The 26,493-nt window shown below is 59.5% G+C and carries 29 protein-coding genes; 10 read left to right on the forward strand and 19 right to left on the reverse strand.

Translation table 11 applies throughout. From position 1 onward, the window contains the following. Window positions 1-133: 133 nt before the first annotated feature. The 5 genes from ACTG3X_RS00315 to ACTG3X_RS00335 all read right to left on the reverse strand — a co-directional run bounded on the left by ACTG3X_RS00315 (window position 134) and on the right by ACTG3X_RS00335 (window position 5,617). A complete protein-coding gene (locus ACTG3X_RS00315; protein ID WP_439109225.1) occupies window positions 134-556 on the reverse strand; it encodes a secondary thiamine-phosphate synthase enzyme YjbQ in 423 nt (140 codons plus the stop codon). A gap of 3 nt (window positions 557-559) precedes the next feature. Beyond that, on the reverse strand, window positions 560-979 hold the full coding sequence (locus ACTG3X_RS00320) for a hypothetical protein (RefSeq protein WP_439109226.1): 420 nt from the start codon (window positions 977-979) through the stop codon (window positions 560-562). A gap of 49 nt (window positions 980-1,028) precedes the next feature. After that, complete coding sequence (locus ACTG3X_RS00325) at window positions 1,029-3,056, reverse strand: capsular polysaccharide biosynthesis protein (protein ID WP_439109227.1); 2,028 nt, start codon at window positions 3,054-3,056, stop codon at window positions 1,029-1,031. Window positions 3,057-3,062: 6 nt separating this feature from the next. Continuing rightward, the gene (locus ACTG3X_RS00330) at window positions 3,063-4,208 is read right to left on the reverse strand and encodes a polysaccharide biosynthesis/export family protein (protein ID WP_439109228.1); all 1,146 of its coding nucleotides are present in this window, start codon (window positions 4,206-4,208) and stop codon (window positions 3,063-3,065) included. Between the two features lie 116 nt (window positions 4,209-4,324). After that, window positions 4,325-5,617 carry a capsule biosynthesis protein gene (locus tag ACTG3X_RS00335; RefSeq protein ID WP_439109229.1) on the reverse strand — a complete coding sequence of 431 codons (1,293 nt, stop codon included), beginning with the start codon at window positions 5,615-5,617 and terminating at the stop codon, window positions 4,325-4,327. A 148-nt stretch (window positions 5,618-5,765) separates the two neighbouring features. Here ACTG3X_RS00335 and ACTG3X_RS00340 point away from each other — a divergent pair, with 148 nt between their 5' ends. Then, on the forward strand, window positions 5,766-6,353 hold the full coding sequence (locus ACTG3X_RS00340; protein ID WP_439109230.1) for a riboflavin synthase: 588 nt from the start codon (window positions 5,766-5,768) through the stop codon (window positions 6,351-6,353). 72 nt (window positions 6,354-6,425) lie between these two features. Continuing rightward, window positions 6,426-7,403 (forward strand): MBL fold metallo-hydrolase, encoded by a 978-nt coding sequence (locus ACTG3X_RS00345; protein WP_439109231.1) that lies wholly within the window; start codon window positions 6,426-6,428, stop codon window positions 7,401-7,403. 5 nt (window positions 7,404-7,408) lie between these two features. Here ACTG3X_RS00345 and ACTG3X_RS00350 read toward each other — a convergent pair whose 3' ends face one another. Continuing rightward, a complete protein-coding gene (locus ACTG3X_RS00350; protein ID WP_439109232.1) occupies window positions 7,409-8,821 on the reverse strand; it encodes a diguanylate cyclase domain-containing protein in 1,413 nt (470 codons plus the stop codon). A 180-nt stretch (window positions 8,822-9,001) separates the two neighbouring features. Between ACTG3X_RS00350 and ribB the strand changes: the two genes are divergently transcribed. Genes ribB through nusB form a run of 3 tightly spaced genes read left to right on the forward strand, consistent with a single transcriptional unit; the run spans window position 9,002 to window position 11,149 of the window. Continuing rightward, window positions 9,002-10,129 carry a 3,4-dihydroxy-2-butanone-4-phosphate synthase gene (gene ribB / locus ACTG3X_RS00355; protein WP_439109233.1) on the forward strand — a complete coding sequence of 376 codons (1,128 nt, stop codon included), beginning with the start codon at window positions 9,002-9,004 and terminating at the stop codon, window positions 10,127-10,129. Between the two features lie 4 nt (window positions 10,130-10,133). After that, the gene (locus ACTG3X_RS00360) at window positions 10,134-10,685 is read left to right on the forward strand and encodes a 6,7-dimethyl-8-ribityllumazine synthase (RefSeq protein ID WP_439109234.1); all 552 of its coding nucleotides are present in this window, start codon (window positions 10,134-10,136) and stop codon (window positions 10,683-10,685) included. Continuing rightward, complete coding sequence (gene nusB, locus ACTG3X_RS00365; RefSeq protein WP_439109235.1) at window positions 10,682-11,149, forward strand: transcription antitermination factor NusB; 468 nt, start codon at window positions 10,682-10,684, stop codon at window positions 11,147-11,149. Before ACTG3X_RS00360 ends, nusB begins: the two co-directional genes overlap by 4 nt. Before the next feature lie 234 nt (window positions 11,150-11,383). On the opposite strand, the gene ACTG3X_RS00370 is transcribed toward nusB, so the two are convergent. After that, entirely contained in the window at window positions 11,384-12,322 is a 939-nt protein-coding gene (locus ACTG3X_RS00370) for a polyprenyl synthetase family protein (protein ID WP_439109441.1), read from the reverse strand. A gap of 116 nt (window positions 12,323-12,438) precedes the next feature. Here ACTG3X_RS00370 and ACTG3X_RS00375 point away from each other — a divergent pair, with 116 nt between their 5' ends. The 3 genes from ACTG3X_RS00375 (at window position 12,439) to ACTG3X_RS00385 (ending at window position 13,679) form a co-directional block, all read left to right on the forward strand. Beyond that, entirely contained in the window at window positions 12,439-12,660 is a 222-nt protein-coding gene (locus ACTG3X_RS00375; RefSeq protein WP_439109236.1) for a putative signal transducing protein, read from the forward strand. Beyond that, a complete protein-coding gene (locus tag ACTG3X_RS00380) occupies window positions 12,647-13,405 on the forward strand; it encodes a tRNA1(Val) (adenine(37)-N6)-methyltransferase (RefSeq protein WP_439109237.1) in 759 nt (252 codons plus the stop codon). Before ACTG3X_RS00375 ends, ACTG3X_RS00380 begins: the two co-directional genes overlap by 14 nt. 94 nt (window positions 13,406-13,499) lie before the next feature. Next, window positions 13,500-13,679, forward strand: a complete 180-nt coding sequence (locus tag ACTG3X_RS00385) for a YdcH family protein (RefSeq protein WP_439109238.1) — start codon at window positions 13,500-13,502, stop codon at window positions 13,677-13,679. Window positions 13,680-13,823: 144 nt separating this feature from the next. Here the strand turns inward: ACTG3X_RS00385 and phbB are convergent, their stop codons facing one another. The 3 genes from phbB to ACTG3X_RS00400 all read right to left on the reverse strand — a co-directional run bounded on the left by phbB (window position 13,824) and on the right by ACTG3X_RS00400 (window position 16,826). Then, window positions 13,824-14,546, reverse strand: a complete 723-nt coding sequence (gene phbB, locus ACTG3X_RS00390) for an acetoacetyl-CoA reductase (protein WP_439109239.1) — start codon at window positions 14,544-14,546, stop codon at window positions 13,824-13,826. A 147-nt stretch (window positions 14,547-14,693) separates the two neighbouring features. After that, on the reverse strand, window positions 14,694-15,869 hold the full coding sequence (locus tag ACTG3X_RS00395) for an acetyl-CoA C-acetyltransferase (protein ID WP_439109240.1): 1,176 nt from the start codon (window positions 15,867-15,869) through the stop codon (window positions 14,694-14,696). 117 nt (window positions 15,870-15,986) lie between these two features. Then, a complete protein-coding gene (locus tag ACTG3X_RS00400; RefSeq protein ID WP_439109241.1) occupies window positions 15,987-16,826 on the reverse strand; it encodes an EAL domain-containing protein in 840 nt (279 codons plus the stop codon). A gap of 67 nt (window positions 16,827-16,893) precedes the next feature. Between ACTG3X_RS00400 and ACTG3X_RS00405 the strand changes: the two genes are divergently transcribed. After that, the gene (locus ACTG3X_RS00405) at window positions 16,894-17,508 is read left to right on the forward strand and encodes a DNA-3-methyladenine glycosylase I (RefSeq protein ID WP_439109242.1); all 615 of its coding nucleotides are present in this window, start codon (window positions 16,894-16,896) and stop codon (window positions 17,506-17,508) included. Between the two features lie 251 nt (window positions 17,509-17,759). Here ACTG3X_RS00405 and ACTG3X_RS00410 read toward each other — a convergent pair whose 3' ends face one another. The 9 genes from ACTG3X_RS00410 to ACTG3X_RS00450 form a co-directional block, all read right to left on the reverse strand. Further along, on the reverse strand, window positions 17,760-18,806 hold the full coding sequence (locus ACTG3X_RS00410) for a threonine aldolase family protein (RefSeq protein ID WP_439109243.1): 1,047 nt from the start codon (window positions 18,804-18,806) through the stop codon (window positions 17,760-17,762). After that, window positions 18,806-19,285 carry a YcgN family cysteine cluster protein gene (locus ACTG3X_RS00415; protein ID WP_439109244.1) on the reverse strand — a complete coding sequence of 160 codons (480 nt, stop codon included), beginning with the start codon at window positions 19,283-19,285 and terminating at the stop codon, window positions 18,806-18,808. The genes ACTG3X_RS00410 and ACTG3X_RS00415 overlap by 1 nt, the downstream gene beginning before the upstream one ends. Then, window positions 19,282-20,220, reverse strand: coding sequence for a bifunctional riboflavin kinase/FAD synthetase (locus ACTG3X_RS00420; protein ID WP_439109245.1), 939 nt, complete (start codon window positions 20,218-20,220; stop codon window positions 19,282-19,284). Before ACTG3X_RS00420 ends, ACTG3X_RS00415 begins: the two co-directional genes overlap by 4 nt. A gap of 52 nt (window positions 20,221-20,272) precedes the next feature. Next, window positions 20,273-21,949 carry a sulfotransferase gene (locus tag ACTG3X_RS00425; RefSeq protein ID WP_439109246.1) on the reverse strand — a complete coding sequence of 559 codons (1,677 nt, stop codon included), beginning with the start codon at window positions 21,947-21,949 and terminating at the stop codon, window positions 20,273-20,275. A gap of 81 nt (window positions 21,950-22,030) precedes the next feature. Further along, window positions 22,031-22,474, reverse strand: coding sequence for a MaoC family dehydratase (locus tag ACTG3X_RS00430; RefSeq protein WP_439109247.1), 444 nt, complete (start codon window positions 22,472-22,474; stop codon window positions 22,031-22,033). 177 nt (window positions 22,475-22,651) lie between these two features. Continuing rightward, entirely contained in the window at window positions 22,652-23,527 is an 876-nt protein-coding gene (locus tag ACTG3X_RS00435; RefSeq protein ID WP_439109248.1) for an HAD family hydrolase, read from the reverse strand. 199 nt (window positions 23,528-23,726) lie between these two features. After that, window positions 23,727-24,428, reverse strand: coding sequence for an SGNH/GDSL hydrolase family protein (locus ACTG3X_RS00440; RefSeq protein WP_439109249.1), 702 nt, complete (start codon window positions 24,426-24,428; stop codon window positions 23,727-23,729). 5 nt (window positions 24,429-24,433) lie between these two features. After that, complete coding sequence (locus tag ACTG3X_RS00445; RefSeq protein WP_439109442.1) at window positions 24,434-24,721, reverse strand: DUF1294 domain-containing protein; 288 nt, start codon at window positions 24,719-24,721, stop codon at window positions 24,434-24,436. A 42-nt stretch (window positions 24,722-24,763) separates the two neighbouring features. Then, window positions 24,764-25,684 (reverse strand): manganese-dependent inorganic pyrophosphatase, encoded by a 921-nt coding sequence (locus tag ACTG3X_RS00450; RefSeq protein ID WP_439109250.1) that lies wholly within the window; start codon window positions 25,682-25,684, stop codon window positions 24,764-24,766. Window positions 25,685-25,778: 94 nt separating this feature from the next. On the opposite strand from ACTG3X_RS00450, the gene ACTG3X_RS00455 reads away from it, so the two are divergent. After that, window positions 25,779-26,441, forward strand: coding sequence for a DUF2161 domain-containing phosphodiesterase (locus ACTG3X_RS00455; RefSeq protein WP_439109251.1), 663 nt, complete (start codon window positions 25,779-25,781; stop codon window positions 26,439-26,441). Window positions 26,442-26,493: the final 52 nt, after the last annotated feature.

Here is a 26,493-nt window from a genome sequence, read left to right on the forward strand (position 1 = left end):
CCTCAAAGATGTGGGGTTGGCCCCCACTTATCCACAGGCACTATAGGGCAGCCTCTAGGGTTTGGGTAGAGGTCAAATGCATGCCCAACATGAAGTGTAAGGGGAATGTTGCAGTTTGGTTTCCATCGCCGCCTCAGCGGGTGTCAGTCGCAAAATGAGCCGCTACAGTTCGGCTGTGTGGCGCGTCGCGATGCTCGAAAAGATAGATCCCCTGCCATGTCCCAAGTCGCATCTGCCCCGCCAGAACAGGGATGCTCAGGCTCACAGGCAACATGGCGGCTTTGATATGTGCAGGCATATCGTCGGGGCCTTCGTAGGTATGGGTGAGGTAGCGCATCGTCGGGTCATCTGAAGGCGGCACAAGGCGGGCGAAAAACGCGCGCATATCGCTTTGCACCTCCGGGTCTGCATTCTCCTGAATGAGCAGGGAGCAAGAGGTGTGGCGCACCATCAGTGTCAGCAAACCATCGCCACGGCCTCCGAGCCAGCCCGCCACATCGCGGGTAAATTCATAGAGCCCTTGGCCTCTTGTGCTGATCTCAAAGTCGCTCTGCATGGTTCAGTCAAATATGTCGTCAATGATGCGCTCACAAAAGCCCTCGGCATGGGCAAGGCGCAGGTTATAGCCAAGCTTGCTCAGCGAGACCGAGTAGTTGCCCCCATCTCCGGGTTTGGGGCCGCTTTTCAGCGCCTCATTCGGCGCAATGGTAAAGCTGGCCGAGCGCGCGCGCGGGGTGCGCGGAGAGGCGGCCATCGCGCGGCTGAGGTAAATACGGGTGTTCGCCGCAGCCCCCAGCTCAAAGCGGGCAAATTGCGCCGCGGCACACCAGATTTGGCGGGGGCCGGAGCCGGGCTCTGACACAACCTCAAACTGCCCTTGGCCACCTTCGGAAAAGGCGCTGACCCCGTTCACCGCCGTAAACGCCGCCGCAGGGCTGGCCAACAGCGCAAGGCATAGTCCAAATATCCATCGGGTCATACTCATACTCCTTCCCCTTCAAGATAGGGGCGCAAGCGCGCTTGCGCAATCACCGCCAGAGGTGGGCATAGCTCGCAAAGACCCCTTGCAGCTTTGAAAGAGCACGGTTTGCAGGCCCGCGCCCATAGCCGCCTGCGGCCAAGCGCTTCAGCGCAAGTTCGGGCGCACAAGGACGCCCGCTGACAGGGTCAAAATAGCGGGGGTAGTCAATCAGCGCGGCATGGGCCAGCGCCTCAAGGCTCACATGCTGGCTGCGCCGCGCAGGCACGCGGCCCATGTCCCGCGTCAGCCCCCAGCCCGCATAGAAAGGCGCGCCAGTTGTGGTCACTTTCAGCCCGCGCAACAGCGCTTCAAACCCTAAAAGCGAGGTCATGGTGAAAACCTCATCAACCTGCGCCAGAACCGTATGCGCATTGGCGCGCTCAACCAGCACATCTGCAAGCCCCACAAGCGCCTCGGCAGGCACAGCCCCGGGGCGCAAACCGGCCTCCACATCGGGGTGGGGCTTGAACACAATCACAGCATGGGGGTGCGCCGCGCGTGCCGCTTCCAAAAGCGCAAGGTTGGTGCAGATATCGCCTGCGCCAAGACGGATCGAGGCGTCATTTTCGACCTGCCCCGGCACCAGCACACGCGCGCCCTCTGGCAAACCTTCGGGCAGGGCGGCATCATTGCCAGCAAGGTTATACTTCGTCACCCCGTCTGCGCAGATCGCCTCGATCAAGGCCTGCGCACGGGTGCGCTGGTCGTCGCGCAACTGCGCCCGCGCCTTGATCAGCCGTTCCAGGCGGCTCTCGCGCGTCGGGTCATAATATATCCCGAGATCATCCAGCACGAGGCTCAGGGGCGGGGTCAGGTCCGCGCCAAGCCCGCGCGAGCGCAGGAAGCCGTCTTCCAGCCGCACCCGCGTATCTCCCTCAGTGGCAAAGCCCGCCCAAACCATCGCGCGCCGCGCGCCCTTGGGCGCGCCGCCAAAGCGCATCCGCCTGTGGCCGCCAAAAAACTTCTGCAAAGGCGCACGCTTCCAGAGCCGCATTTCGGCTCCCTGCCAGCCCATATGGTCCTCGCGCCAGCTGCGCACATGGGCCTCAAAGCTGCCCAAGGCCTGCTCAAACCCGCAGAGCGCATCTTCGCAAGGGTCATACCACGTGCTGGCCTTGATCATCGCGCCCGCAAAAAGCTGTGCTGCGGTCAGCTTGCGCCCACGGCGGGGCAGCGGGTGGGGGTTGCGGTCATCCGTCAGGCCCCAGCCCGCATAAAACGGCTGCCCGAAGACAACAGGTCTGTGCCCCGCCAGGATCGCCTCAAAGCCCATCTGGCTGGAAACGGTGTAAACCGCCAAGGCGCCCTCCATCAGCGCCCAAGGGCTGACTGCGCCGTCAAACAGCGTGATCTTGCGGCTGGCATCCTCTGGGCCAAAATAGCCCTGGCGAAAGCCCTCGCGTGTCTCGGGGTGGGTTTTGATGACAATGCGCGCGTTGGGGTGGGCCTCTTGCGCGTAGTAGAGCATCTCTTTGAAGGTGTTCGCATCGGCCCGCCCGTGGCGCACGGAGGCATCTCCGCGTGTCTGGTCCACCACCAGCACATAGCCCGCTTCGGGGCAGGGCGTGTCAGGCGCAAAGCCTGCATATTTGCTCAGGTGGCCGTCTTTCATCCGTGCGATACCTGCGCGCGCAAGCTTGAGCTCGGCGGCGTCATCCAGCGGGTCATTGGCCAGAATATGCTCAAGCCGCGAAGGCTGGCTGGCGTCAAAATGCACGCCCAGATCATCAATCATCAGCCCGATTGGCGGCTCGCCTGCGCGCCCGGGCCTGAGCGAGCGCAAGAAGCTGTCCTCAATGCGCAGCAGCCCCGCGCCTGTGCGCGCCGCCATGGCCTCGCCGCGCGTGGCATAGGGCGAGCGGCCCCAGACCGCGACAAGATCGTCTGATGCGGGCTTGCCAAGTTGCAGCTCATATCCCGCCAGCGTGAGGATGCGGCGCAAGCGGCGCTGGCGCAAAAAACCGGCGTTATAATAGAAAAGCCGCCGACGCAGTGCTGCATCGGCGGCTTCTTTGGTGTCAGGCGTTCCCGCCAAGGGGGCTTAGCCTCCGCTGCCGAAGGTGGCCAGCGTGTCGGCTGTCGCCAGTGACCCTGTGAGCGCTGAAATCGTCTTATCCCACTGGGTAAACGGCGCTTCGGTCACATAGAGCGTGTCATCGTCGCGTACAGAGAAGTCGCGGGCCAGAAACATGCCGTTGGGCTGGGTCAGATCAAGCACATAGACCACACGCTGTGCGCCCTGAAGGTCTTGGCGGCCCATCACCATATTGGCGATCTCGGCAGGCTCGTTGCGGAAGACAAACACACCTGTCGGATCCGCCGAGGCCGTGGAGAGACCACCGACTTGCGCAATCGCCTCAATGGCGCTCAGCGTTTGGCTTTCAAAGGCAACACGTGCCTGTGTGCCGGTTGCGCCAAGGGCGGTGAAGCTGCGGGTGTCTTCTTCCACCAAGATACGGTCGCCGTCGCGCAGGGCGATGTCGAGTTCGGGGTGCTTGTAGAGGTCCTGAAACCAGACTTTGCTGCGCATACCGCCGCGCAACACGGTGATCTGGGCAATTTCGGGTTCAATGGTGATGCCGCCAGCATTGGCCAGCATGGTTGAAAGCGTGCGTGTCGGGCGCTCGATGGGGAAGACCCCTTGGCCACCGACAGAGCCGACAAGGCTAACGCTTGCACCATCGCCTGCAAGGCGGCGCACCTGCACCTGCGGGTCTGGCGTCTGCTCGCCCAATTTACGGGTGATCACCTTGCGGATTGCTTCGGGGGTGTTGCCCGAGGCGCGAATGCGGCCTGCGTAGGGGATAAAGATAAACCCTGCGGCATCGACTTGCACTTCTTCAAGAATGGCTGCGCCAGATCCTGTCGGCCCTGAAGAGCCGAGAAGGGGGTCATCCACGTTTTCCCAAATGGTCAGGCCGAGTGTGTCGCCCGGGCGGATGGTGTCCGAGCCGATCAGCCCGGCGTTTTTAAACGCATCGCTAAAGCCAAGCGCCGGGACAACCGCCGTGGCGCGTGTCACCCGATCGTTTACCGAAACGATAAACGCATCGCCGCTGCGCTGCACAGAGCCTTCAAAAATTTCACGTTTGTTGGGGCCAACACGCGGCAGGCCACAAGATGACACGACCGCGAGAGCGGCTACTAGCGCGACAAATCGCGCCCAGCTAGGAGTTACGGGTTTCACTGCTCGGTCTCCTCGACCTATTATTATTCTGCCTCAGATTCAGCACTTTGCGCGCCGTTATTGATCCGAGACTAACCCAGTTTAAAATAAAAATAAAGCGTTAGACTTAGTGTCTGTCACTGCACCAACCGCAACTGTTGCCTCGGAGCCGCGGTTCCGCTCTCCAGCGCATCGTAGGGGTCGTCATCACTGAGCATCATATCGACAACCATGCGCATCAGCTGGCGGCGCCCGCGTGCGGAGTAAAATCCGCCCGGAACCTGGCTGGTTTCCAGCAAGTAGCGGCGATAGTCCTGATAGGCCTTATGGTCGGGGCGCTTTGCTGCGCTGAAAAACACAGGCAGCGCTTGGGTCGAGACAAACTCTGGCTTGTCATACACCGCGCGGCCAAACACTTTGAGCGGGATCCCCCGCCACAGCACTTGTTGTGCGGCGGTCGAGTTTACGGTCACGGCGCTGCGCACATCGGCCAGAAGGGCGGCCAGCTTGCCGCCGCGCACATAATGCACACGGCCCTTCAAACCCAGCTCGCCCGCCAGACGCCTGATCTCGCGGCGCAAAGGCACGCGGCCGTCTTCCAGCGGGTGGGCCTTGAAGACAAGGTGGTGGTGTTTGGGTGCACCCTCGGCAAAGCCGCGCATCACCACATCCAGAAAGTCGGTCATGCTCTCGAACGGCGAGTGCATCTGAAAGCTGCTGTCATGCTCCAGCTGCAACAGCGCCAGATGGTAGGGAAAGCCGCCGTTGCGAATACGCCATGTGGCCAGCCCGCGCTCCAGCGCTTGCAGTGGCATAAGCATCAGGCGTTTGAGGTAGAGCTGGAATTCTTTGGTCACGCTCAGCGCGCGGTGGGGCTTGAAGTTGCGGTAGTCGCCATTTCGAAACATCACAAACCAATGGTAGAGCGCGCCATAAAACACGTGTTGGCGCGTGTCGCCCCAGCGGGCAGGGGGCAGAGGCGTGTCCATATCCGAATGCGCCAAGCCAGCCTGCATCTGCGCGATGCTCATGTCCATCAGTTTTGAATGCCCGTTTGCGCCGCCGCGCTCATAGGTGACCCAATAGGGGCGCATGTAGCCCTCTTCAAACACATGCACTTGAAGGCCCAAAGCGCGCGCCTGCGCCACCGCCTGCGCATGGATGGGCCGTGTGTCGCCATAAAGCACAATGTCGGTGATGCCCTTGTCAGCCACAATGCTGGCAAAGGTCTCGTCCCACTCGGCCAGAGTGCCACGGTAGGGGATGTAACTTTTGGAGCTGAACCAGAAGGCACGGTCACCCGCGTTAAAGCCCACGCGCCACACCTGTGCGCCCGCACGGCCCAGCATTTTGCCCAAAAGGTCAAAAAACGGACCATGTGGCCCCTGCAAAAACAGGAAAACACGGTTATCACCAGTGATATTGCCCATATGTCTCGCGCTTGTTGGTATTGCTCTGACCCTTTAATAAACGCTGACTGTGGTGAAAATATGGTGAATCCCGCCTCAAAAGCCAGCCCTTTCTTGCAGCCCCTGCACGCGCGCGCTATTCAAAGCCAACAGCGCGAGAGGGCACAGCATGTTCACAGGCATCATCACAGATATCGGCACCATCCTTGAGCTTGAGCAGCGCGGCGATCTGCGCGCGCGCATCGGCACGTCTTATGACACCCGGACAGTTGATATCGGTGCCTCTATCGCGTGTAGCGGCGTCTGCCTGACGGCCATCGCGCTGGGCGAGGGCTGGTTTGATGTCGAGATCTCCGCTGAAAGCGTCGCCAAAACCAACATCGGCGCATGGGTCAAAGGGGGCCGCGTCAATCTGGAGCGCGCGCTCAAGGTCGGCGACGAGCTCGGGGGGCATATCGTTTCGGGCCACGTTGATGGCGTTGCCGTCATCACCGCCATGAAGGATGAGGGCGACAGCACCCGCGTCACCCTTGAGGCGCCCAAAGAGCTCGCCCGCTTCATCGCGCCCAAAGGCTCTGTGGCGCTTGATGGCACCTCGCTCACCGTCAATGAGGTCGAAGGCACAAGCTTTGGCATCAATTTCATCCCCCATACCAAAGACGCGACCACATGGGGCGCGGCCAAAGTCGGTGACCGCATCAACCTCGAGATCGATACGCTCGCGCGCTACGTGGCGCGGCTGGCCGAAACCCTCTAACACATTCACGAAAAGCATTGCGTTTGGCCGTCTAGCGCTTAGACTCTCCCAAAATCAAAAGGGGAGCCCGCCATGAGCCTGATCAAACCAACCCGCCGTGATATTCTGAAAATAGCCGCTGCCATGCCAGCTTTTGCGCTGCCTGCCACGCTGGCGCAGGCCTCTGCTGCGCCGCTCGGCGCGCCTGCTGCTGGCAACGGTGGTGTGTTCCGCTTCTCCATGGGCGATGTGCAGCTCAGCGTGCTCTCTGACGGCTTCTTTTCCGTGCCCACCACGGGCCTTGGCATCAACGCCCCGCGCGAAGAGGTGCAGGCGTTCCTCAGCGCGCACTACCTCTCGCCTGAAGAGGGGTACAGCCACACCAACCACCTCCTGATCGAGACAGGCGAGGCCAAGGTGCTGGTGGATGTCGGCTCTGGCAACCGCTGGTTTGACACAACAGGCCGCCTTGTGAGCAACCTTGAGGCCGCAGGCCTCACGCCAAGTGACATCACACATGTTGTCATCACCCATGCCCACCCCGATCATATCTGGGGCATCCGCGACGACTTTGATGAGCCGCTCTTCCCTGAGGCCGAATACATCATCGGCGAGGCCGAGCACGCCTACTGGAGCCAGGACGGCTTGGCCGACCGTGTCTCCCCCGAAATGCTGCAGTTTGTGGCTGGCGCGGTCAACAGCTTCGCCACCGAGGGTGTCGAGTGGACGCTCGCCGGCGAGGGCTACGAAGTTGTCTCCGGTGTCACGCTCATCAACACACCGGGCCATACGCCGGGCCACATGTCTGTGCGCCTTGATAGCGGCGATCAGTCCCTGATCGCGCTGGGCGACGCCATGAGCCACGCCTGGACAAACTTTGCACAGCCCCAGTGGTTCAACGGTTTTGACAGCGACGGGGAGCAGACCGTTGCCACCCGCAAAGCGCTGCTGGATATGGCCGCAAACGACCGTGTCGCGCTGCTTGGCTATCACTTCCCGTTCCCGGGGGTTGGCCATGTCATGCGTGATGGCGAGGCATACCGCTTTGTGCCCACGCTCTGGCAGTTCTGAGCGCGCTAGCCTTGTGCTGCACGCGCCAGCTTGGCTTCGGCTGTGCGTGCGGCGGCGCGGATAAACCCGTCGCAATCAATGCAGTTTCGCCCACGGTGCTTGGCTCGGTAGAGCGCTATATCCGCGCGCTCTAGTGCGGTTTCAAACTGGCGTGACCTGTCCCACAGGCTCACGCCGAACGAGGCTGTAACTGTTTCTGGGAGAGAGGTTTCAAGGCCGTCTGTAACACTGGAAATATCGCACGAGAGGTTGGCAACCGCCGCGCGCATCTTCTCGACAAGAGCAGGCAGGCTCTCGATGGCTTTCACTTCCACATAAATCATGAATTCATCTCCCCCCCAGCGGGTGATGATGTCTGATTTGTCCAAAACAGGCGCAATCGCTGGCTGAATGGATTTCAACACCAAATCGCCTACAGCGTGACCATGGCTGTCGTTGATGGCTTTGAAGTGGTCAATATCGACAAAAACAACGGCCGACTCGCGCTTTCTGTTGGGGGCTGCAAGCCGCCTTTGGCGCAGCAGGCGCTTTGCGCCCTCGCGGTTGTATAGCCCTGTGAGCGGGTCGGTGAGCGCCAGAACCTCAAGCGCGCTTGTGGCCGTGCGCCGCTGCGCATCGGTGCGCTCCAGAAAGTTGCCAGAGCGGATGGCCATGACAATACCTGTGGCAATGATCGCCGTTACCATCACCGCTTCCATAGGATAGGCGCGTGGCTGCACGCCAACAATGTGGTGCAAGACCATGCCGCAAACCCACGGTGCCACAACACTCACCAAAGCTGTCACGCGCGTGCTCTGGCCGATGTCTGTGTTGAGGAAAACAACACGCGTTGGGCCGAAGTCCAGAAAAAGGGTCAATGTCGCAAGGGTCAAAAGCATCAGGGCCGTCATGCTGCCAAAGGCCATCTGGCCCGAGAGATATGACAGGCCAAAGCTATAGCCGAGCATGGAATTGAACAGGATCACAAAGGCGGTAAGTGCCATGGCTGCACCCGTCTTGTAAAACGGGCGTGCGAGCAGATTGGCAAGGGTCAGAAGTGTGATGACAAAATATGTGTCAAGCCCCATTTTGCCGTGAAACTCGAACTGCTGCGCAAAGCTGGCCCACCGCTCTGGAAAAACATTGGCTGTAAAGGCGATAACGAGGCCCAAGCCGAGCAGGGCGGTGCGCCGTCTATGTGCCCTCTTGCAGATGATCGCAAATGCCAGACACACCACCGACAGCCCCGTCGCAGGCGAAGTGGCGGCACCGCCCTGATAGGGGGTGAGCAAGAGTGTCAGGCTCAAGTGATCAAGGTAAACAGTGTATACAATAATAAAAAGGGCCGTGACCGCCAACCAGGGGCTGAGCTTTTTCATGCGCTCGATATAGCGCTCTGGTGGGCGGTCCATCGGCAGTGAAACCTCATTGAGAGTCATTTTGCGCCGCCTGTATAATTTGGTTGGAAATGGTTAAAAGAGAATGGTTAACGCTTCCTTAACGCATTCCAGGAAACAGCCTTGACGCTTGGGCACTGTAACGCAGCGGCAAGCAGACTTGCCCTCTGGCAAATCCCACGTCCGCCTGCTAATCACCCAATCGCAAGCAAAGAGGCCGCCATGACAGATGCATTCACCAAGCCAGGACCGCTCGAAGCGAGCCTGAAAGACGCGATCGCTCCGATTGAAGAGATCATCGAGGCTGCGCGCGCAGGCAAGATGTTTGTTCTGGTCGACCATGAAGACCGCGAAAACGAGGGTGACCTTGTCATCGCCGCCGAATTTGCCGATGCGGCCGCTGTCAACTTTATGGCCACCCATGGCCGCGGCCTTATCTGCCTGCCCATGACATCCGAGCGGATCGACCGCTTGGGCCTCCCCATGATGGCTGTGAACAATTCCTCGCGCCACGAGACGGCCTTCACCGTCTCGATCGAGGCCCGCGAAGGCGTGAGCACAGGCATCTCTGCCTCCGACCGCGCACTCACCATCGCCACGGCAATCAACGCGCAAAACACCTCCGCTGCCATCGCGACACCGGGTCATGTCTTTCCTCTGCGCGCGCGCAACGGCGGCGTGCTTGTGCGCGCTGGCCACACAGAAGCCGCCGTCGATATCGCCCGTCTCGCAGGCTGCAAGCCCGCAGGCGTGATCTGTGAAATCATGAAAGACGACGGCTCCATGGCGCGCCTGCCGGATCTTGTGGAGTTTGCCGCCCGGCATGGCCTTCTCATCGGCACAATCTCCGACCTCATCGCCTACCGCCACAAACACGACAACCTTGTCACCGAAACACGCGCCCAATCCGTCACCTCCGAGTTCGGCGGCACATGGGATATGCGCGTCTTCAGCGACCAGATCAGCGGCACAGAGCACATCGCCCTTATCAAAGGCGACGTCACCACCAATGGCCCCGTGCTCGTGCGCACCCATGCGCTCAACGAGCTGGAAGATGTGCTTGGCCTTGGCCCGACACCGTCGGACGAGCTGCACAAAGCCATGCGCATTGTGGCCGCCGAGGGCCGTGGCGCGGTTATCCTCTTTCGCGAGCCAACCCCGCGCCTGACACTGGCCGAAGACGAAGACGGCCCCCGCATCGTGAAGCATACAGGCATAGGCAGCCAGATCATCGCGAGCCTCGGCATTACAGAAATGACTTTGCTCACCAACTCCCCTAAAACGGTCTATGTCGGCATCGACGCCTACGGCCTGTCGATCACGGGCACACGCCCGATTATGGAGGATTGAGACCATGGCCAGCTCCGTCACACATTACATCCTGCCGCGCCCCTCGTTTGACGCGCCTGTAAAGCTGCTCATCGTGGTCGCACCATACTATCGCGACATCACCAACGACCTGATCACAGGCGCCCGCGCCGAGATCGCTGCAGCAGGGGCAACCTGCGATCTGATCGAAGTGCCCGGCGCCCTCGAAGTGCCCACAGCGGTGGCCATGGCCGAGCGCCTGTCAAACTATGATGGCTATGTCGCTCTTGGCTGCGTCATTCGCGGCGCGACAACCCACTATGAAACCGTCTGCAACGACAGCTCCCGCGCCCTCACGCTTCTGGGGCTGCAAGGCCTCAGCATCGGCAACGGAATCCTCACCGTCGAAAATATGGCCCAAGCCGAAGAGCGCGCAAACCCGGCCGATATGAACAAAGGTGGCGGTGCCGCCGCTGCGGCCTTGCATCTTATCGCTCTCGCCCGTAAGTGGGGCGGTCAGCGCAGCACTCCGGGCTTCAAACCCGAGAGCGAAGAATACCAGCTGGCCCAGAAATCCAAAGGCAACCCTACCGCATGACGCTCTCAGGCAACCAGAAACGCAAAATGAAATCTGCCGCACGGCTCTACACTGTGCAGGCGCTCTTTCAGATGGAACACTCCCACCAGACGGTCGAGGCCGTGATGGTGGAGTTCGAAGATCACCGCTTTGGCGCCTCCTATGACGAGGGCGAGATGCTTGAGGGAGATTCTGCGCTGTTTGCCACGCTCATGAAAAACGCGGTCAACTATCAGGCCGCGATTGACCAAATGACAGACCGCGCTCTTGTGGCCAAATGGCCGCTGGGCCGTATCGACCCGACGCTGCGCGCCCTCTTTCGCGCCGCAGGGGCCGAGATCACCCAGACAGACACGCCGCCCAAGGTTGTGATCACCGAGTTTGTCGAGATCGCCCGCGCCTTCCACCCCGAAGGCAAAGAGCCAAGCTTCGTCAACGCCGTGCTTGACCACATGGCCCGCGAGGCGCGCCCCGAGGCGTTCTAGGCCCCACTCTTTCTTTTTGCTTCAAATATCCTCGCCGAAGGCTCCCGCGCTCACACGGGGGCGCGCGCTGCGTTAAGGGACGCTTTGGCCCGAAACCTGCGTACGCTGCGGTTACTTAATGTCTGTTAACACTTTCCTGTTTGGGCGGTGCACGCATGGTGCACACGCGGTGCACAGGTTTCACCCCCCGAGAATCACGCCACATTTGCGGCGTTAACCTTCTTGGCAGCAGGGTTAATTGATGCGCGACACCACAAATTCGGCCAGCGCGTCCAGCATGTCGCGCAGCGGGTGCGCCGGCAGCACCGTCAGCGCCTCGCGCGCCGCAGCCGCGTAGCCCAAGGCATCCGCGCGCGCGTCGCTCAGCGCGCCATGCTTGTGCAAAAGCGCAATCGCCTGCTCAAGGTCGCCCTCGCGCTGATCGCCTTTTTCAATGGTGCGGCTCCAGAAGGCACGCTCTTCCGCATCGGCCTTGGCCACCGCTTTGATCAGTGGCAAGGTCAGCTTGCGCTCGCGGAAGTCGTCGCCAATGTTCTTGCCAGTCGCGCCGCTAACCCCCTGATAATCCAGTAGATCATCCACAATCTGAAAGGCAATCCCAAGCGCGTCGCCATAGGCAAACAGCGCTTTCACTTGCGCCTCGGGCGCGCCTGCAATCACACCGCCCACCTCGGTGGCCGCCGAAAACAGCGCCGCTGTTTTGCCGCGCACCACTTGCAGATAAACGCTCTCGTCGGTCGCAAGATCCTGCGCCGCCGTGAGCTGCAAAACTTCGCCCTCTGCGATTGTCGCTGAGGCATTGGCCAGAATATCAAGCACCCGCAGATTGCCTGTCTCCACCATCAGCTGGAAGGACCGCGAGAACAGATAATCTCCCACAAGCACAGAAGATTTGTTGTCCCACAAGAGGTTAGCCGTCGGGCGGCCCCGTCGCTTCTCGCTTTCATCGACCACATCATCATGCAGCAATGTGGCCGTATGGATAAACTCGACCGTGGCTGCGAGGTGTATGTGATAGGGGCCGTCATAGCCGCAAAGCTCGGCAGCGGCGAGGGTGAGCATGGGTCGCAAACGCTTGCCGCCCGCCTCCACAAGATGCTGCGTCACTTCAGGGATGCGCGGGGCATGTTCCGAGGCCATGCGGGCGCGGATCAGGCCGTTGACAGCCTCCATCCCTCCCGCCAAATGTGCGGCCAGTCTCTCGTGCGGTTTGTTTGCCAGTTCGCTCACGCTTTTCACGCTCCTGTCAGACGCCTCGACATTCTTGGCCGAATGGTCATATTCACATTATGAAACAGCTTCTTAGCACCAACAATATCGCCGATCTTGCTTTCGCCCAAGCGCTGCTTCAGGGCGAGGGTATAGCCGTGTTTGAAATGGACGTAAATATGAGCGTGCTCGAAGGTGGCATCGGGATTTTTCCGCGCCGTCTGATGGTGGCCGAGGAAGACTACACCGCAGCCGCGCGCACGCTGCGCGACAACGGGCTTGAGCCATATGAGCACCCCTGAGCTGACACATGATGCCTTTCTGGGCGGGCGCTTAAACCTCTGGCAACCAAAGCAAGGGTATCGTGCTGGGGTTGATCCTGTTTTGCTGGCGGCCTGTATCCCTGCCAAAGCGGGCGAAAGCGTGCTGGATCTGGGCTGCGGCGCAGGCGCTGCCGCGCTCTGCCTTGGCACCCGTGTGGAGGGGCTAGAGCTGCACGGCCTCGAGCTGCAACCCTTCTACGCCGACCTGGCGGTGCAAAACGCGGCTGAAAACGGTGTCGCGTTAACGGTTCATAAAGGAAATGTGGCTGATATGCCGGCGGCGTTGAAAGAACGGCGCTTTAACCATGTGATAACCAATCCGCCCTATTTCGACCGTGAGACAGGCTCCAAAGCCAATGATGCGGGCCGTGAAGTGGCCATGGGCGGCGCGTCTTTGTCTCTCTGGCTCGAGGCGGCCGCGCGCCGCCTTGCCCCCAAAGGCTACCTCACGCTCATCTGCCGGGCCGAGCGTGTGCCCGAGCTTTTGGCTGGCTTGCCTGCTTATCTTGGCTCGACAGAGCTCTGGCCCATTGTGCCGCGTGTGGGGCAGCCGTCCCAGCTGGTGCTTTTGCGCGCCCGCCACTCGGGCCGCGCCGCGTTTCGGCTTCATGCGGGGCTGCTCATGCACGAGGGAGCCGCGCACGGGGCCGATGGCGAGAGCTACACCGTGGCTGTGAACGCGGTGCTGCGCCATGCCGCTGCGCTGCCCTTTGCGAAGATTTGACAGCATTTTCCTGCTGATCCTCTCGCAACTGCGGCGTGACATATTATGTTGAGTGTGCTCGACTGAGAGCGCAACATTTTCAGAGGAGATTGCAATGAGCTTGAACGCACATGTCGAAGAACTGAAGAGAAAGCACCAAACCCTCTCGGAACGTGTCGAACACCTTCAACGTGCACCCAGTACGCCAGACTCCGAAATTGCAGAACTCAAAAAGCAAAAACTCAAGATCAAAGAGCAGATTTCCAAAATGGAATCTGACATGGTCGCTGGCTAAAGCCTTGTAAAAAATAGTAAAATGCGCTCCAGAGAAGGTTTTTAGGGGCGTGTTTTACCCGCCAGTCTGAACAAACAACCAGTCTGAAAAAACAGAAAGGGCCACGCAGATCTGCGCGGCCCTGATTTTTTCCGGCTGTTGGCGTTAGACGAAGAATTGACCGCCATTGGCCGAGATTGTTGATCCGTTGATAAAGCCCGCGTCATCAGAGGCCAGAAACGCCACGCAACGCGCGATTTCTTCGGGTTCACCAAGGCGGCCTGTCGGGATCTGCCCGATAATAGACTCGCGCACCTTTTCTGGCACGGCCATAACCATCTCGGTCGCGATGTAGCCGGGGCAAATTGCATTGGCCGTAATCCCCGCCCGCGCGCCTTCTTGCGCCAAAGACTTCACGATCCCAAGGTCGCCGGCCTTCGTCGCGGCGTAGTTGACCTGAGCAAACTGCCCCTTTTGACCATTGATCGAGCTGATGACAATCACGCGGCCAAATTTGCGTTCGCGCATCCCGTTCCAGAGGGGGTGCACCGTGTTGAAAACACCGGTCAAATTGGTGTCGATAACCTCGTGCCACTGTTGGGGTGTCATCTTGTGGAAGGGGGCATCACGGGTGATCCCCGCGTTGGCAACAACCACATCAACCGGGCCAAGCTCTGCTTCGACCTGAGCGATACCTGCAGCGGATTCGTCATAATCGGCGACGTTCCATTTGTAGGTTTTAATCCCTGTCTCAGCGGTAAAAGCCGCCGCGGCCTCATCATTGCCAGCATAGGTCGCCGCAACGTTGTAGCCCTCTGCCTGCAGCTTCTTTGAAATAGCCGCGCCAATCCCCCGTGAGCCGCCTGTGACCAGTGCCGTTCTTGCCATGATGTTCTCCTCCCAAAAAATACTATCGCAATCCTGTTACCAATTAATGCCTGTTTAAGCAATAATATTACTCAGTGAAATGCCATATTCGAATAAAAAAGTCGGGCGCCTGATAAGGCACCCGACTTATGCGTAAGTTGTCTAGGATCAGGGGCGTTCAACACACAGGGCAACGCCCATGCCACCACCGATACAAAGTGTTGCGAGGCCCTTTTTTGCGCCGCGGCGCTGCATCTCGAACAACAAAGTGTTGAGCACACGGCAGCCTGATGCGCCGATAGGGTGACCAATCGCAATAGCGCCGCCATTTACGTTGACGATCTCAGGATCCCAACCCATCTCTTTGTTGACGGCGCAAGCCTGAGCGGCAAAGGCCTCGTTGGCCTCAACCAGATCAAGGTCTGAAACACTCCAGCCTGCTTTGTCGAGAGCCTTGCGGCTCGCGTAAACAGGGCCAACACCCATGATCTTTGGGTCGAGCCCAACAGTTGCATAGGAGGCAATCCGCGCCAGCGGCTGGATGCCGCGTTTTTCGGCATTGTCTGAACTCATCAAAAGCACGCCCGCCGCGCCATCATTGAGGCCTGAGGCATTGGCGGCTGTTACTGATCCGTCTTTGGCAAACGCGGGGCGCAGTTTTTGCATGGCGTCCATTGTTGCGCCGTGGCGGATGTATTCGTCTTGGTCGACGACAATGTCACCCTTGCGTGTCTTGATCGTAAAGGGCGTGATCTCATCGGCAAACTTGCCTGCTTTTTGCGCGGCTTCTGCCTTGTTTTGGGAGGCGACAGCAAACTCGTCTTGCTGGTCACGGCTGATTTGCCATTGTTCTGCAACGTTTTCTGCAGTTTGCCCCATGTGGTACCCGTTGAACGCATCCCAGAGGCCATCGCGGATCATGCTGTCGATATAGCTGACATCGCCCATCTTTGTGCCTGCGCGCAGGTGTGCGACGTGGGGGCTGAGTGACATATTTTCCTGGCCACCTGCGGCAACAATATCAGCATCGCCAAGCTGGATGTGTTGAGCGGCAAGCGCAACAGCGCGCAAGCCCGAACCACAGACCTGATTGATGCTCCAAGCCGCGCTTTCGATGGGAAGGCCTGCATTGATGTGCGCTTGGCGTGCAGGGTTCTGGCCTTGGCCTGCTGTCAGCACTTGGCCCAAAATGGTCTCGCTGACCTCGCCTTTCTCGATACCTGCGCGCTCGACAATGGCTTCGAGCACAGCTGTGCCAAGGTCATGCGCGGGGGTGTTGGCGAATGAGCCGGTGAAAGAGCCAACTGCGGTGCGAGCCGCGGAGGCGATTACGACATTGGTCATGAAGGTTCCTCTCCCAGAAAAAAGCTCAGTCTCATATGTAAGGTGAGCTGTTGTTCTAGGCATACCTTATTTGCTGCAGTGCGACAATATACTGACAGGGCACGGAATGCGTCTGTGTCAGGCGCTGCGCTCGCTTGTCTCCGGGCGGTCCCATACGGGGCGGATTGTTGGGGCTGCGAAATAATAGCCTTGTAGGCAGTTTATTCCAATTTTTATAAGAAAATCAGCATCTTCTGGGGTCTCAACGAACTCTGCGACAGTCAACATATCAAACTGCTCGGATATAGCCTGGAGCGCAGATGTAAGGACCTGATTGTCGTGGTTTTGGCTGATCCCCCGGATGAACTGGCCATCAATTTTGACGATATCGAAGTAGAAATCGCGTAGGTAGCGGAAGGAGGTGTAGCCTGCGCCAAAGTCATCCAGTGCGAAGCTAACCCCTTTTGATTGCAACTCATTCATGAAGCTGATGACCAGTTCCGGGACGGTCATGGCAGAGGTCTCGGTGATCTCGAGAATCAGTCGCTCGCCGACGGTGGCGTTGCGCTGTAGGCCCTGGCGCAGAGTGCGCATCCATCTTGGGTAGCCGATAGAGCGGGCGGACATGTTGATGGACAGGCGCAGGTCGGGCTGGCGGGCAAGTGTGCGCAGGCCCTTTTCGAGCGCGATGCAATCCATGATCCGGCCAAGCTCTGTTGTCTCGATCTCGTTGATGAAGTCTTTTGCGGGAATGATACGGCCTGTTTCATCCGTCAGGCGTAGCAGCGCTTCATAAAAGGCGACCTTCGTGGGAGCTTGCGCCTGAACAATGGGCTGGTAGGCCAGCAAAACCTGCTTGTTGCGCAGTGCCGTCTCAACCATCTGCAAGACTGATTTGTCGCGCGCGGCGACGGCATAGCCCAGAGGGTTTGAAATATCGTTGTTGCCTGTCATCTGCGCTCTGTGTCTTTTAGTCATCGTATCACTCCCAAGTGATGCCAAGAGAGTGCTAAGCTTTGAGGGCTATTTGCTAACAAGCGTTTAAATGGCAGGATTGTCTAAAATTGCGCAAACCATTGAAATAGGGGGAAATATTTTGGACAGATGTGGCTGGCATGGGGATGATCCGTTCTACATTCGCTATCATGACGAAGAGTGGGGCGTGCCGGAATGGGACGGCCGCGCGCTCTGGGAGAAGCTTGTGCTGGATGGCTTTCAGGCCGGGCTGAGCTGGATTACGATTTTACGCAAGAGAGATAACTTTCGTGAAGCTTTTCAAGGGTTTGACCCTGAAGTCATCGCGACTTGGGGGGAGCAGGATGTGATGCGTTTGTTGGCCAATGAGGGGATCATTCGCCACCGTGGCAAGGTTGAAGCTACCATCACAAATGCCCGTGCCTATCTTGAGATTGAGGCCAGGGAGGGCTTCTCCGAGTACTGCTGGAGCTTTGTTGGCGGGGCGCCACTGGTCAACCGGTTTGACAGTTTGGGGGCCGTTCCGCCGCAGACCGAAATCTCGCAACAATTTTCCAAAGATTTGAAGGCACGTGGGTTCAAGTTTTGTGGGCCGACGATTGTTTATGCCTGGATGGAGGCCTGTGGGCTTGTGAATGATCACCTGACAACCTGCTTTCGCCACGAAGAGGTGAAGGGGCTTTGAGCCCTTATTTTATGGGGTTTCGGGTATTATAGCCCGAATTCCATAGGGCTGCCTAAACGCATCGGGCGCGGCGGTTCTGCGGCTTTGGGCGCAAAATCTGCTGTGTGGCAGGCTATGTGGCATCCTGTGTGGCAGCCTGTATGGACAGCGCTATGCACAACGAAGGGTTCACCATGTCCTATGCTTGCGCGCGGTGCAGCCGCGCGCGAGTCGGATTTTGCGTCGCAAAGCTTGAAGCCCGCGTGTGCCGCCTAGCCTTTGGCGGCCGCTATAAACTGGTCAATCAGCTCTGGTGTGATCGACCAGTCGCAGACGAGGCGGCAGGGCAAAAGCGCGTCTGCATCCCCGGTCTCCACATCGCCTGCGAGCACATAGTAGCGTGCGCCAGCGGCCGCGAGGCGCTGGTGTGCTGCGCGTGGCAGTTCCGCAAAGATCATATTGGCATCGGTGCGGCTTGTGATCACTGCGCCTGCAACGGTGTTCAAGCCGTCAACAAGCCGTGCGCAGTTGGCGTTGGCTTGCCTGGCCGCACGCAGCCAGAGATCATCGGCCAGATAGGCCTGCATCTGGGCTGAGAGGTAGCGGTGCTTGGAGAAGAGATGCGCACCGCGTTTGCGGCGCAGCTCAAATTCCCAAGCTTTTGCAGGGTCAAAAAAGATGACCGCTTCCACACCCATGCAGCCGTTTTTTGTGCCACCGAAAGACACGGCATCGACGCCTGCTTTCCATGTCATTTCAGCCGCAGTACAGCCAAGAGCAGCCTGTGCATTGGCAAAGCGCGCACCATCCAGATGCACGCCAAGCCCGAAGGATTTGGCGACATCGGCCAAAGCCTTGATCTCTGCAACCGTATAGACCGCGCCGCGCTCTGTGACCTGGGTGATGGAAACCGGGCCGCGCTGCGGGCCGTGGACGCCGCGTGTTTCTTCGCCTTCAATGGCGGTGCGCAGCGCTTCGGGTGTCATCTGGTCTTGGGTGCCGACAAGGGTGAGCTTGGCACCCGCCGAGTAGAACTCGGGCGCGTTGCACTCATCTTCGTGGATATGCGCCGTGGGAGAGCAAAAAACCGTTTCGTAGGGCGCGCACATCGTTGCGAGGGCCAGCGCGTTGGCGGCTGTGCCTGTGGCAACAAGATAGACAGCAGCCTCTGGCGCTTCAAATATCTCGCGGATGCGGGTGCGGACTTCGTCCATGATGTCGTCAGCCCCGTAGGGCATGGCGTAGCCTTGGTTGGCCGCGGCGATGGCTGCCAGAACTTCGGGGTGCGCGGGGCCTGCATTGTCGGAGGCGAAATACATCAGGTTGGCTCCTCTATGATGTGCTCTTCCCAGTCGTCTTCGGATATTTCAAACTCTGGCACAGTGCGGTGCTGCATGGAAACCCCTGCGGCATGAACGCTCTCGGCTGTGCCGCTGATAAGCGGGTGCCAGTCAAACAGCGGCTTGCCCTCCCAGAGCAGTTTGTAGGCGCAGGTTTCCGGCATCCAGTAGAGGTGCTCATCCAGCGTATCGGGTTTGAGGCTGATACACTCGGGCACAAACTGGTGGCGCGTTTCATACTGGGCGCAGCGGCAGGTTGTGTCATCAAACAGGCGGCAGGCCACGCGGGTGAGCGCGACGTCGCCAGTGTCTTCGTCTTCAAGCTTGTTCAGGCAGCATTTGCCGCAGCCATCACAGAGCGCTTCCCACTCTTTTGCGCTGAGGTCTTTCAGCTTCTTATGCTCCCAAAAGCGGGGGGCAAGGCCTGTGCGCTCGATCGGGTCTTTTGGCTCGTTCATAGCGCGCTCAGGATTGAGCGGGCGCGGTCACAGTCTGCATGCATCTGGGCTATAAAACTCTCAAGGCTGTCAAAGGTGTCTTCGCTGCGCAGGTACTCCACCAGCGCCACAGAGAGTGTCTCTCCGTAGAGATCGCCTTTGAAGTCAAAAATATAGGTCTCAAGGTTGGGTGTGTTTTCCCCAAACATGGGGCGCGTGCCAAGAGACGCGGCGCCTGTGTAGCGGCCTGCGTGCGGGCCTGTGAGCACATCAACCTCTACGGCGTAGACGCCGAATTTGGGCAGATGCAGACCTGTGAGGTGCATATTGGCTGTGGGGAAGCCGAGCTCGCGGCCACGTTTTTCGCCGTGCTCAACGGGGCCTTCAAGGCGGTGCCAATGGCCCAGCATTGTGGCGGCGTCGCGCGGGCGACCGTCCGACAGGGCGGTGCGGATGGCGGTTGACGAGATCTGCGCGTCTTGGGCGGTGACAAGTTTGGCCACAGTCACGCCAAAGCCAAGCTCTTTGCCGTAGGTGACAAGGTCGGGTGCTGTGCCTGCGCGCGCCTTGCCAAAGCAGAAGTCTTCGCCGATGACGACGTGAGACAGGCCAAGCCCCGCGCTGATCACATCATGGGCAAAGGCCTCTGGTGTCAGGGCTGCCAACGCCTCGTTGAAGGGGAGCTCGTAAAGGTGGCTGACGCCGAGCTTGGCGAGCCTGCTTTGGCGGGCTTGTGGGCTCATCAGGCGAAAGGCGGCAGTGTGTGGTGCAAAATAGGCGCGCGGATGAGGCTCGAATGTGAGCACCCCAAGCGGTGCGCCTGTGGTGGCGCCTGCCTTGCGGGCAAGGTCGATGACGGACTGGTGGCCAAGGTGCACACCGTCAAAGTTGCCAATGGCAACGGCAGCGCCGCGGTCATCGGGCGCGACATCATGATATGAGCGGATCACTCGCATGGCGCTTGGGTAGCGCTCTCATGCGCCGCGTGCAAGAGTGCGTGCGCGTCTTTCAATCGGGTTTGCAGATGTTGGGGAGTAGATCCTGATATTTCTGCCAGCGCCCGATGGAGGCTGTGTTAACGGGTTGGCGGGCTTGGGCGAAGCTGGCTGTGCGGATCGCCCCCTTGTCTTTGGACAGGTCTGCCACCCCGATCGGCGCGAGGCCACAATACTCGGTTATTTGAGCGAGTGTATCTTCGGGCGCACGGACAAGGGCATCATAATCGATGCGCAGCATGGGAACCGAGCGCGCCTCCCAGGCCGCAAGCTGGGCTTCAAAGGCTGCCATTTTCTGCATGAGCCAATCTTCGCGGAAGGTGAAATTCATCGGCGCGGCGTTGAAGTAGGCGCGATAGGCCGAGGCAGCAACATCGCGTGGGTCGCGATCCATGACGATGAGCTTTGCATTGGGGAAGGCCCGCAGGATCCAGCCGAGATAGGCTCCATTTTCAGGCATTTTGTCGAGGGTGAAAGGGGCGGGCGGGACCAAAGCTTGCAATGCGCTATAGGCCGTGCGCAGGCTGGCAAGCGTTTGGGCATCAAAACCTGCGCGGAAATGACGGCCGACGGCGGCCACTTCGCCCATACTGCTCACCTCTGGTGAGGCCGAGAGAAGACGGTCAAGCAAGGTCGTGCCAGAGCGGATCATACCTGTGATGAAAATGGGTGTGGGCGTGTGGACCGCAATGTCTTCAACCGCGCTGTCGTCATAGGCTGACAGGATATCCTTGTAGGCCTGTGTATCGGCTCTAACGTCATAGCGGCGGTCTTTGGCGTAGAGCCTGTTCGCCTCTGCAAGATATTGAAGGTGCTTGGCGTGATCGCCCGATTTTTCGGCAAGCTCGGCACGGGCCATGGCAAGATGCCCCTGTTCGGCTGTCGTCTGGGCTTTGGCCGCCAGTGTATTTGCCTTGGCCTCAAGAGCCTCGATATCGGCTTCTGTTGCGAGCTCTGCTAATGTGCGCAGCGCCTCAAATTGCTGCTCTGGCGCATCAAGCAATGCGCGAAAACCGGCGGCGGCCTCTTTGAAGTCACCCATTTCCATTTTGCGCCAAGCGAGGTTGAAGCGATGCGTAGGCTCAAGGGGCGCCAGAGTGACCGCTGCCTTGGCTGCGGTCAGTGCTTTGTCTTCCTGATTGGTAAAAGCATAGCTCTGGCTTAAAGCGGTTTGCGCCAGCGCGTTTGAGGGGGCGAGTGCATAGTAGTGTAGAGCCGCGGGCAGATCGCCTTTGGCCTCGGCAAGGCGGCCCGCGAGAAAGAAGTGGTCTTCATCAGGGGCCTTGGCGAGCAGGCTTGCAATACGGATTTCGGCCTCCTGTAGCGCGCCGCGCTGGAGGCAGAGTTTGATTGCACTGGTGCCGAGCTGTGTGTCTTCTGGAAAGCGCTTCTGGCCAAGATCAAGCAGCTCAAGCGCACGGGGCAGCTGGCCAAGCTCGGCTTCACAAAGGCCAGCATTGAGGTAGGCTGCTGCCGGAGCATGGCCTGTGTTGATGGCGCGGATAAAATGATTGCGAGCGTCTTTTTGTTTCTTCAGCTGGAGCGCAACAAGCCCGGCCGCCATCAGAAGTGCAGGGCTTTTGGGCTGTGACTTCAGGGCCGCCTTGGCCTCTTTTTCGGCGCTGCGAGGAGACCGGGCTGCTTTTTGCAAGATCGCTCGGCTGAGGGGGAAGGCTGGATCGGTTTGCAAAACGTCTCGCTGATATCAGATTGGGACCAGTGCCTTGTGTGACGCCGTTTCGTCTGGTTGTCTACTGCGGTTGAGGCTGTCTCAATCAAACTTGCCTGACGGGGCGAGCACGGTTGCTTCTCCGATCAGAACTTTTTTACCATCAACAAGGCAGCGGGTTTCAAGCTGGACGCGGCGTTTGGCGATGTCGATGCCAATCACTTCGACTTCGGCAACAACTGTATCGCCAGGGCGGACAGGCGCGAGAAACTTGAGGCTTTGGCCCATGTAAACGGTGCCGTGGCCGGGGAGCTGCTCGCCGATGACCGCGGAGATCAGGCCTGCTGTCAGCATTCCGTGGGCGATGCGCCCTTCAAAGATGGTATCCTGCGCATAAGCCTCATCAAGGTGAACCGGGTTGCGGTCGGTTGAGACCTGGGCGAACATCTCGATATCTTCATCTGTGATGGTTTTGCGCACATGGCGTGTCATGCCCATCTCGATTTCTTCGATGGTGATCGTTCCGCGGGGCAGGTTATCCAACATTTCGCCCTTCCTCTCGTGCTACAGATTCGGCCTTGCTTGGTAATATTTGGGCCGTATGAGGCCCAATGTTGAAACTTTATTACTTTGCGAGTGCAGAAAAATCAAGAAAAAACTCGCGTCTCCCACGCCTCGCAACAGGGCGCAGGTGGCTTGTTTTCGCCTGCTGTTGCCTGTGGCTTAGCGCAAGCGCCCGATGGCGAATGTGGGGGTGACCCTCTCTTTGGCGACAAAAGCGTCCAGAGCTTCTGGGTCGGGCTCTTGGGTTGTCTTGGTTTCGGCTGCGGCCAAGCCACCCGTGATGAAGAGCGAATCTATGTCTTCGCCTTGCGCGCCCTGGATATCGGTGTGGATGCCATCTCCTATCGCGAGAATGCGCCCTGTCTCGACCTTGCTGCCAAGGGCCACGAGGCGGCGGCGGGCGAGATCGTAGATGGGGGGGTGTGGCTTGCCAAAGTAGAGGCTTTCACCGCCCATTTCCGTGTAGAGCTGCGCCAGCGCGCCCGCGCACCATTCGCGCACCTCGCCACGGTCAACCACGATGTCGGGATTGGCGCAGAGCAGCTTCATGCCTTGGGTCTTGGCGTAGAGAAAATCAGCGCGGTTCACGCTGGGGTCGGCCATCGGATCAAACGGGCCGCAGCAGACGATGCCTTCGGCCTCTTGCAGCGGCACGCGGGTGATCGGGGCCGGTGTTTCGATAAGTTCGAGCGGCTCAAAGAAGCCTGCATCGCGCGCCCATTCGCCCATGAAGTAGACTTTCTCGCCGACCATCCCGCGAAAGAGGGCCGCGCGGGCGGAATCACCTGAGGAGGCAATGTCGTCATAGGCATCTTCGGGCACGCCGAATTCGCCGAGCTGGGCCGCAACGCCTTCGCGGGGCTTGGGGGAGTTGGTCACAAGAATAACGACCCCGCCTGTGGCGCGGTAGGCCTGCAGCGCGGCGACGGCCTCGGGGAAGGCTGTCACGCCGTCGTGCACACAGCCCCAAAGATCAACGAAGAGGGCTTCGTACTGGCTGGAGATTTCGCTGAGGGCGGGAATGATACGGGTCATGGGGGGCTCCTGTGTTGGCGCGGTTATGGCAGGGCCGTGCTGGCATTGGAAGAGGGGTTGCGCCGCAGCTTTGCTGCGCCGCGGTGGGGCGGATTTGGCAAATCCGCCCAAAGGGGTGTGAGGCTGCGCGTTTGGGTGGCACCCGCCTGTTGAGGCCGTGGGAGCCTCCGGCGGGGATATTTTGAGCAAAAAGAAAGAGCTAGAGATGCTCTAGAATGAGAGGGGCGAGGAGGTCGGCCCATTTGGCATAGGCTTCTTCTGAGGGGTGAAAGCCATCGCGCGCGATGTACTGGGGCGCGAAGGGAAGGTTGAGCGGGCTGTGGTGGAGCCTTGAGCTTGTCTGGCAAATCTTTGCGAGGGTCGCATCAAGCGCTGCGGCATCGGCGCCGAGAATAAACCGCAACGGCTGGGGCAGCAGTGGAAACTGACCCATTGGCGGCAGGCCCGAGCGGAAAATATGGTTCACAGCAAATTTTTGCTGGAGCAACACGTGCAGGGCGTCTTGCTGGGCTTGCCAGCGCGACGGGGCGGTGAGGCGTGTCACATCATTGACGCCGAGTATGACAAGCGCGCCATCAAAGCTCTGTGGGGGACGTTTGTTCAGGTAGGAGAGTGTTGAGGCTGTGGTTGCGCCTGTCTTCGCTTCAAGGTGCCACTTGAGACGGCACGCTGAACCGAGGCGCTTGGCCAGTTGGCCCGAGAGTGCCTGTGCCTGATGGTCTGCCCCGACGCCAGCTGCGGAACTGTCACCGAGTATCAGGAGGCGATAGTCTTTGCCTTGGCCCGTTTCTCCCTGTCGCGCGCCTTGCGCTTCGGGCAGCAGCAGGGCGCTTTGGCGCACTCTCAGCGCCTGAAGGGCGAGAAGCGGTGAGAGCGCAAGTTTGAGCAAGCTATTGGGCATGTCGGTCAACCGATTGAAAAAGGCGCGTGGGCTATCGCCCCGTAAAGCGCCAGCCAGCCGAGGATGTTAAGGGCTGCCATTGTGTTGAGCTGCCAGCCAAAGGGCTGTTTGCGGGTTTTGTGGTGAAAGAGCTTCTGGCCGAGTTTCAGCGCAGGCCAACCGCCCAGAAGCGCCAGCTGCAACAGGGCTTTTTCCGGAATGCGTCTGCGCTCTTGGGTGGCGCAGAGTTTGTCCCAGCCAAAGACCACAAGGGACAGAAGGTTGAGGGCGGCAAGTGCGAGGATATAGACCATCGTCACGACAAGGGCGCCGCGATGGGCGCCCTTGCTGCTGTATCAAACTGTGAGGTTCGGGATAATCTGCTTTTTGCGGCTCATGATACCCGGCAGAACGACTGTGTCGCCTGTCACTGTGGCGCCGAAGCTTTTCTCGGCGACGGTTTTCACAAGGTCATTGGGAACCAGAAGCGTGGCTTCTTCGTTGAGAATATCCACAACGAAGAGCAGCACCTGATCAACGCCGTCTTCGGCGGCGACGGTTGTCATGCTGTCCATCAGGCTGGCTTTGCGTGACAGAACGGTGTCAGGCGCGGTTGTTTCCAGAACAGAGACACGGAAGCTCTTGCCGCCTGCATCGTATTCCTTGCTGTCCATGCGCAGAAGCTCTGCATCGGAGAAGGCCGACACATCGGACTTGGCCGCGAACATTTCGGCTGCATATTCGGCGATGTTGATGCCGAGGTCGCGCGCGAGCTGCTCGGCCACGGCTTGGTCATGTGGTGTTGTGGTGGGGGAGCGGAACGCGAGCGTGTCTGACAGAATGCAGGCAAGAGCTGCGCCTTTGGCCCAGTCCGGCATTTGGGCCGCGTCGTCCCCCATAAGGTCGATCATCAGCGTGGCTGTGCAAGCCAGCGGGCGGATGGTGATTTCGATCGGGCCTTTTGTCTCAAGGCCGCCGACGAGCTTGTGGTGGTCGATGATGGCTTGGATATCGGCGGTGTTGACGCCAGCGGGCAGCTCGGCGGGGTTGTTTGTATCAACGATCACGCAGGGCTGGCCCTCGTCCAGATCGGCGATGATGCGAGGCTTGGGGAGATCCCATTTCTCAAGCATGAAGGCGGCTTCTGTGTTGGGCTCGCCAAGAAGAACGGCCTCTGCGGGCACGCCTTTGACCTCGTTGAGGTACCAAGCCCAGAGGATGGGTGAGCCTGTGCTGTCGGTGTCGGGGGATTTGTGGCCCAAAACGAGGGTTTTCATAAACGCTGCTCCTACAAGATTAAGCTGATTTGCGCGCCTTATAGGCTTATGCAGCGGGCTTGTCACGGGGGAGGATGCAGGGCAAATTGCCCCCATGACAAAGCTGAAAGAAACCGAGCTCTATGCGCCTGTGAAAGCCTTCCTTGAAGGCTTGGGCTATGAGGTGAAGGGCGAGGTGGGCGCGGCTGATGTGGTGGCGCGCCGTGCGGGGCAGGAGCCTGTGATTGTCGAGCTGAAAACCGGGTTTTCGCTGCAGCTGTTGCACCAGGCGGTGGCGCGGCAGCGGCTCACCGACAGTGTTTATGTTGCTGTGCCGCGGTGGAAGGGGCGTGCCGGCTGGAAGGCGTTTAAGGCTAATGTGGGCTTGTGCAAGCAGCTGGGGCTCGGGGTTCTTTCGGTGAATCTGGCTGAGGGCACAGCGCAGGCGCATAGTGACCCCGCAGCATTTCAGCCGCGCAAGACCAAAGCCAAGAAGGCCGCCTTGATGCGCGAGTTTGACGGGCGCGAGGGCGACCCGAACCTTGGGGGCATGAGCCGACAGACCATTGTGACAGCCTATCGGCAGGGCGCGGAGAAATGCGCGCGCCATTTGGCGGCGCATGGGCCGTGCCGTGGCCGTGATGTGAAAGATGCAACAGGCGTTGCGCGCGCGACCATGATGATGCGGGCCAATCACTACGGATGGTTCGAGGCTGTTGAGAAAGGGGTCTACACACTCAGCCCGGCGGGGCGGGCGGCTTTGGAGGCGGCAGTCTGATCTTGCGCTTGTGATTTTTGGGAAGATTGGTAAAGCTAGCTGTGTAATGTTT

The sequence above is a fragment of the Lentibacter sp. genome (genome assembly GCF_965658795.1).
Taxonomy (GTDB): domain Bacteria; phylum Pseudomonadota; class Alphaproteobacteria; order Rhodobacterales; family Rhodobacteraceae; genus Lentibacter.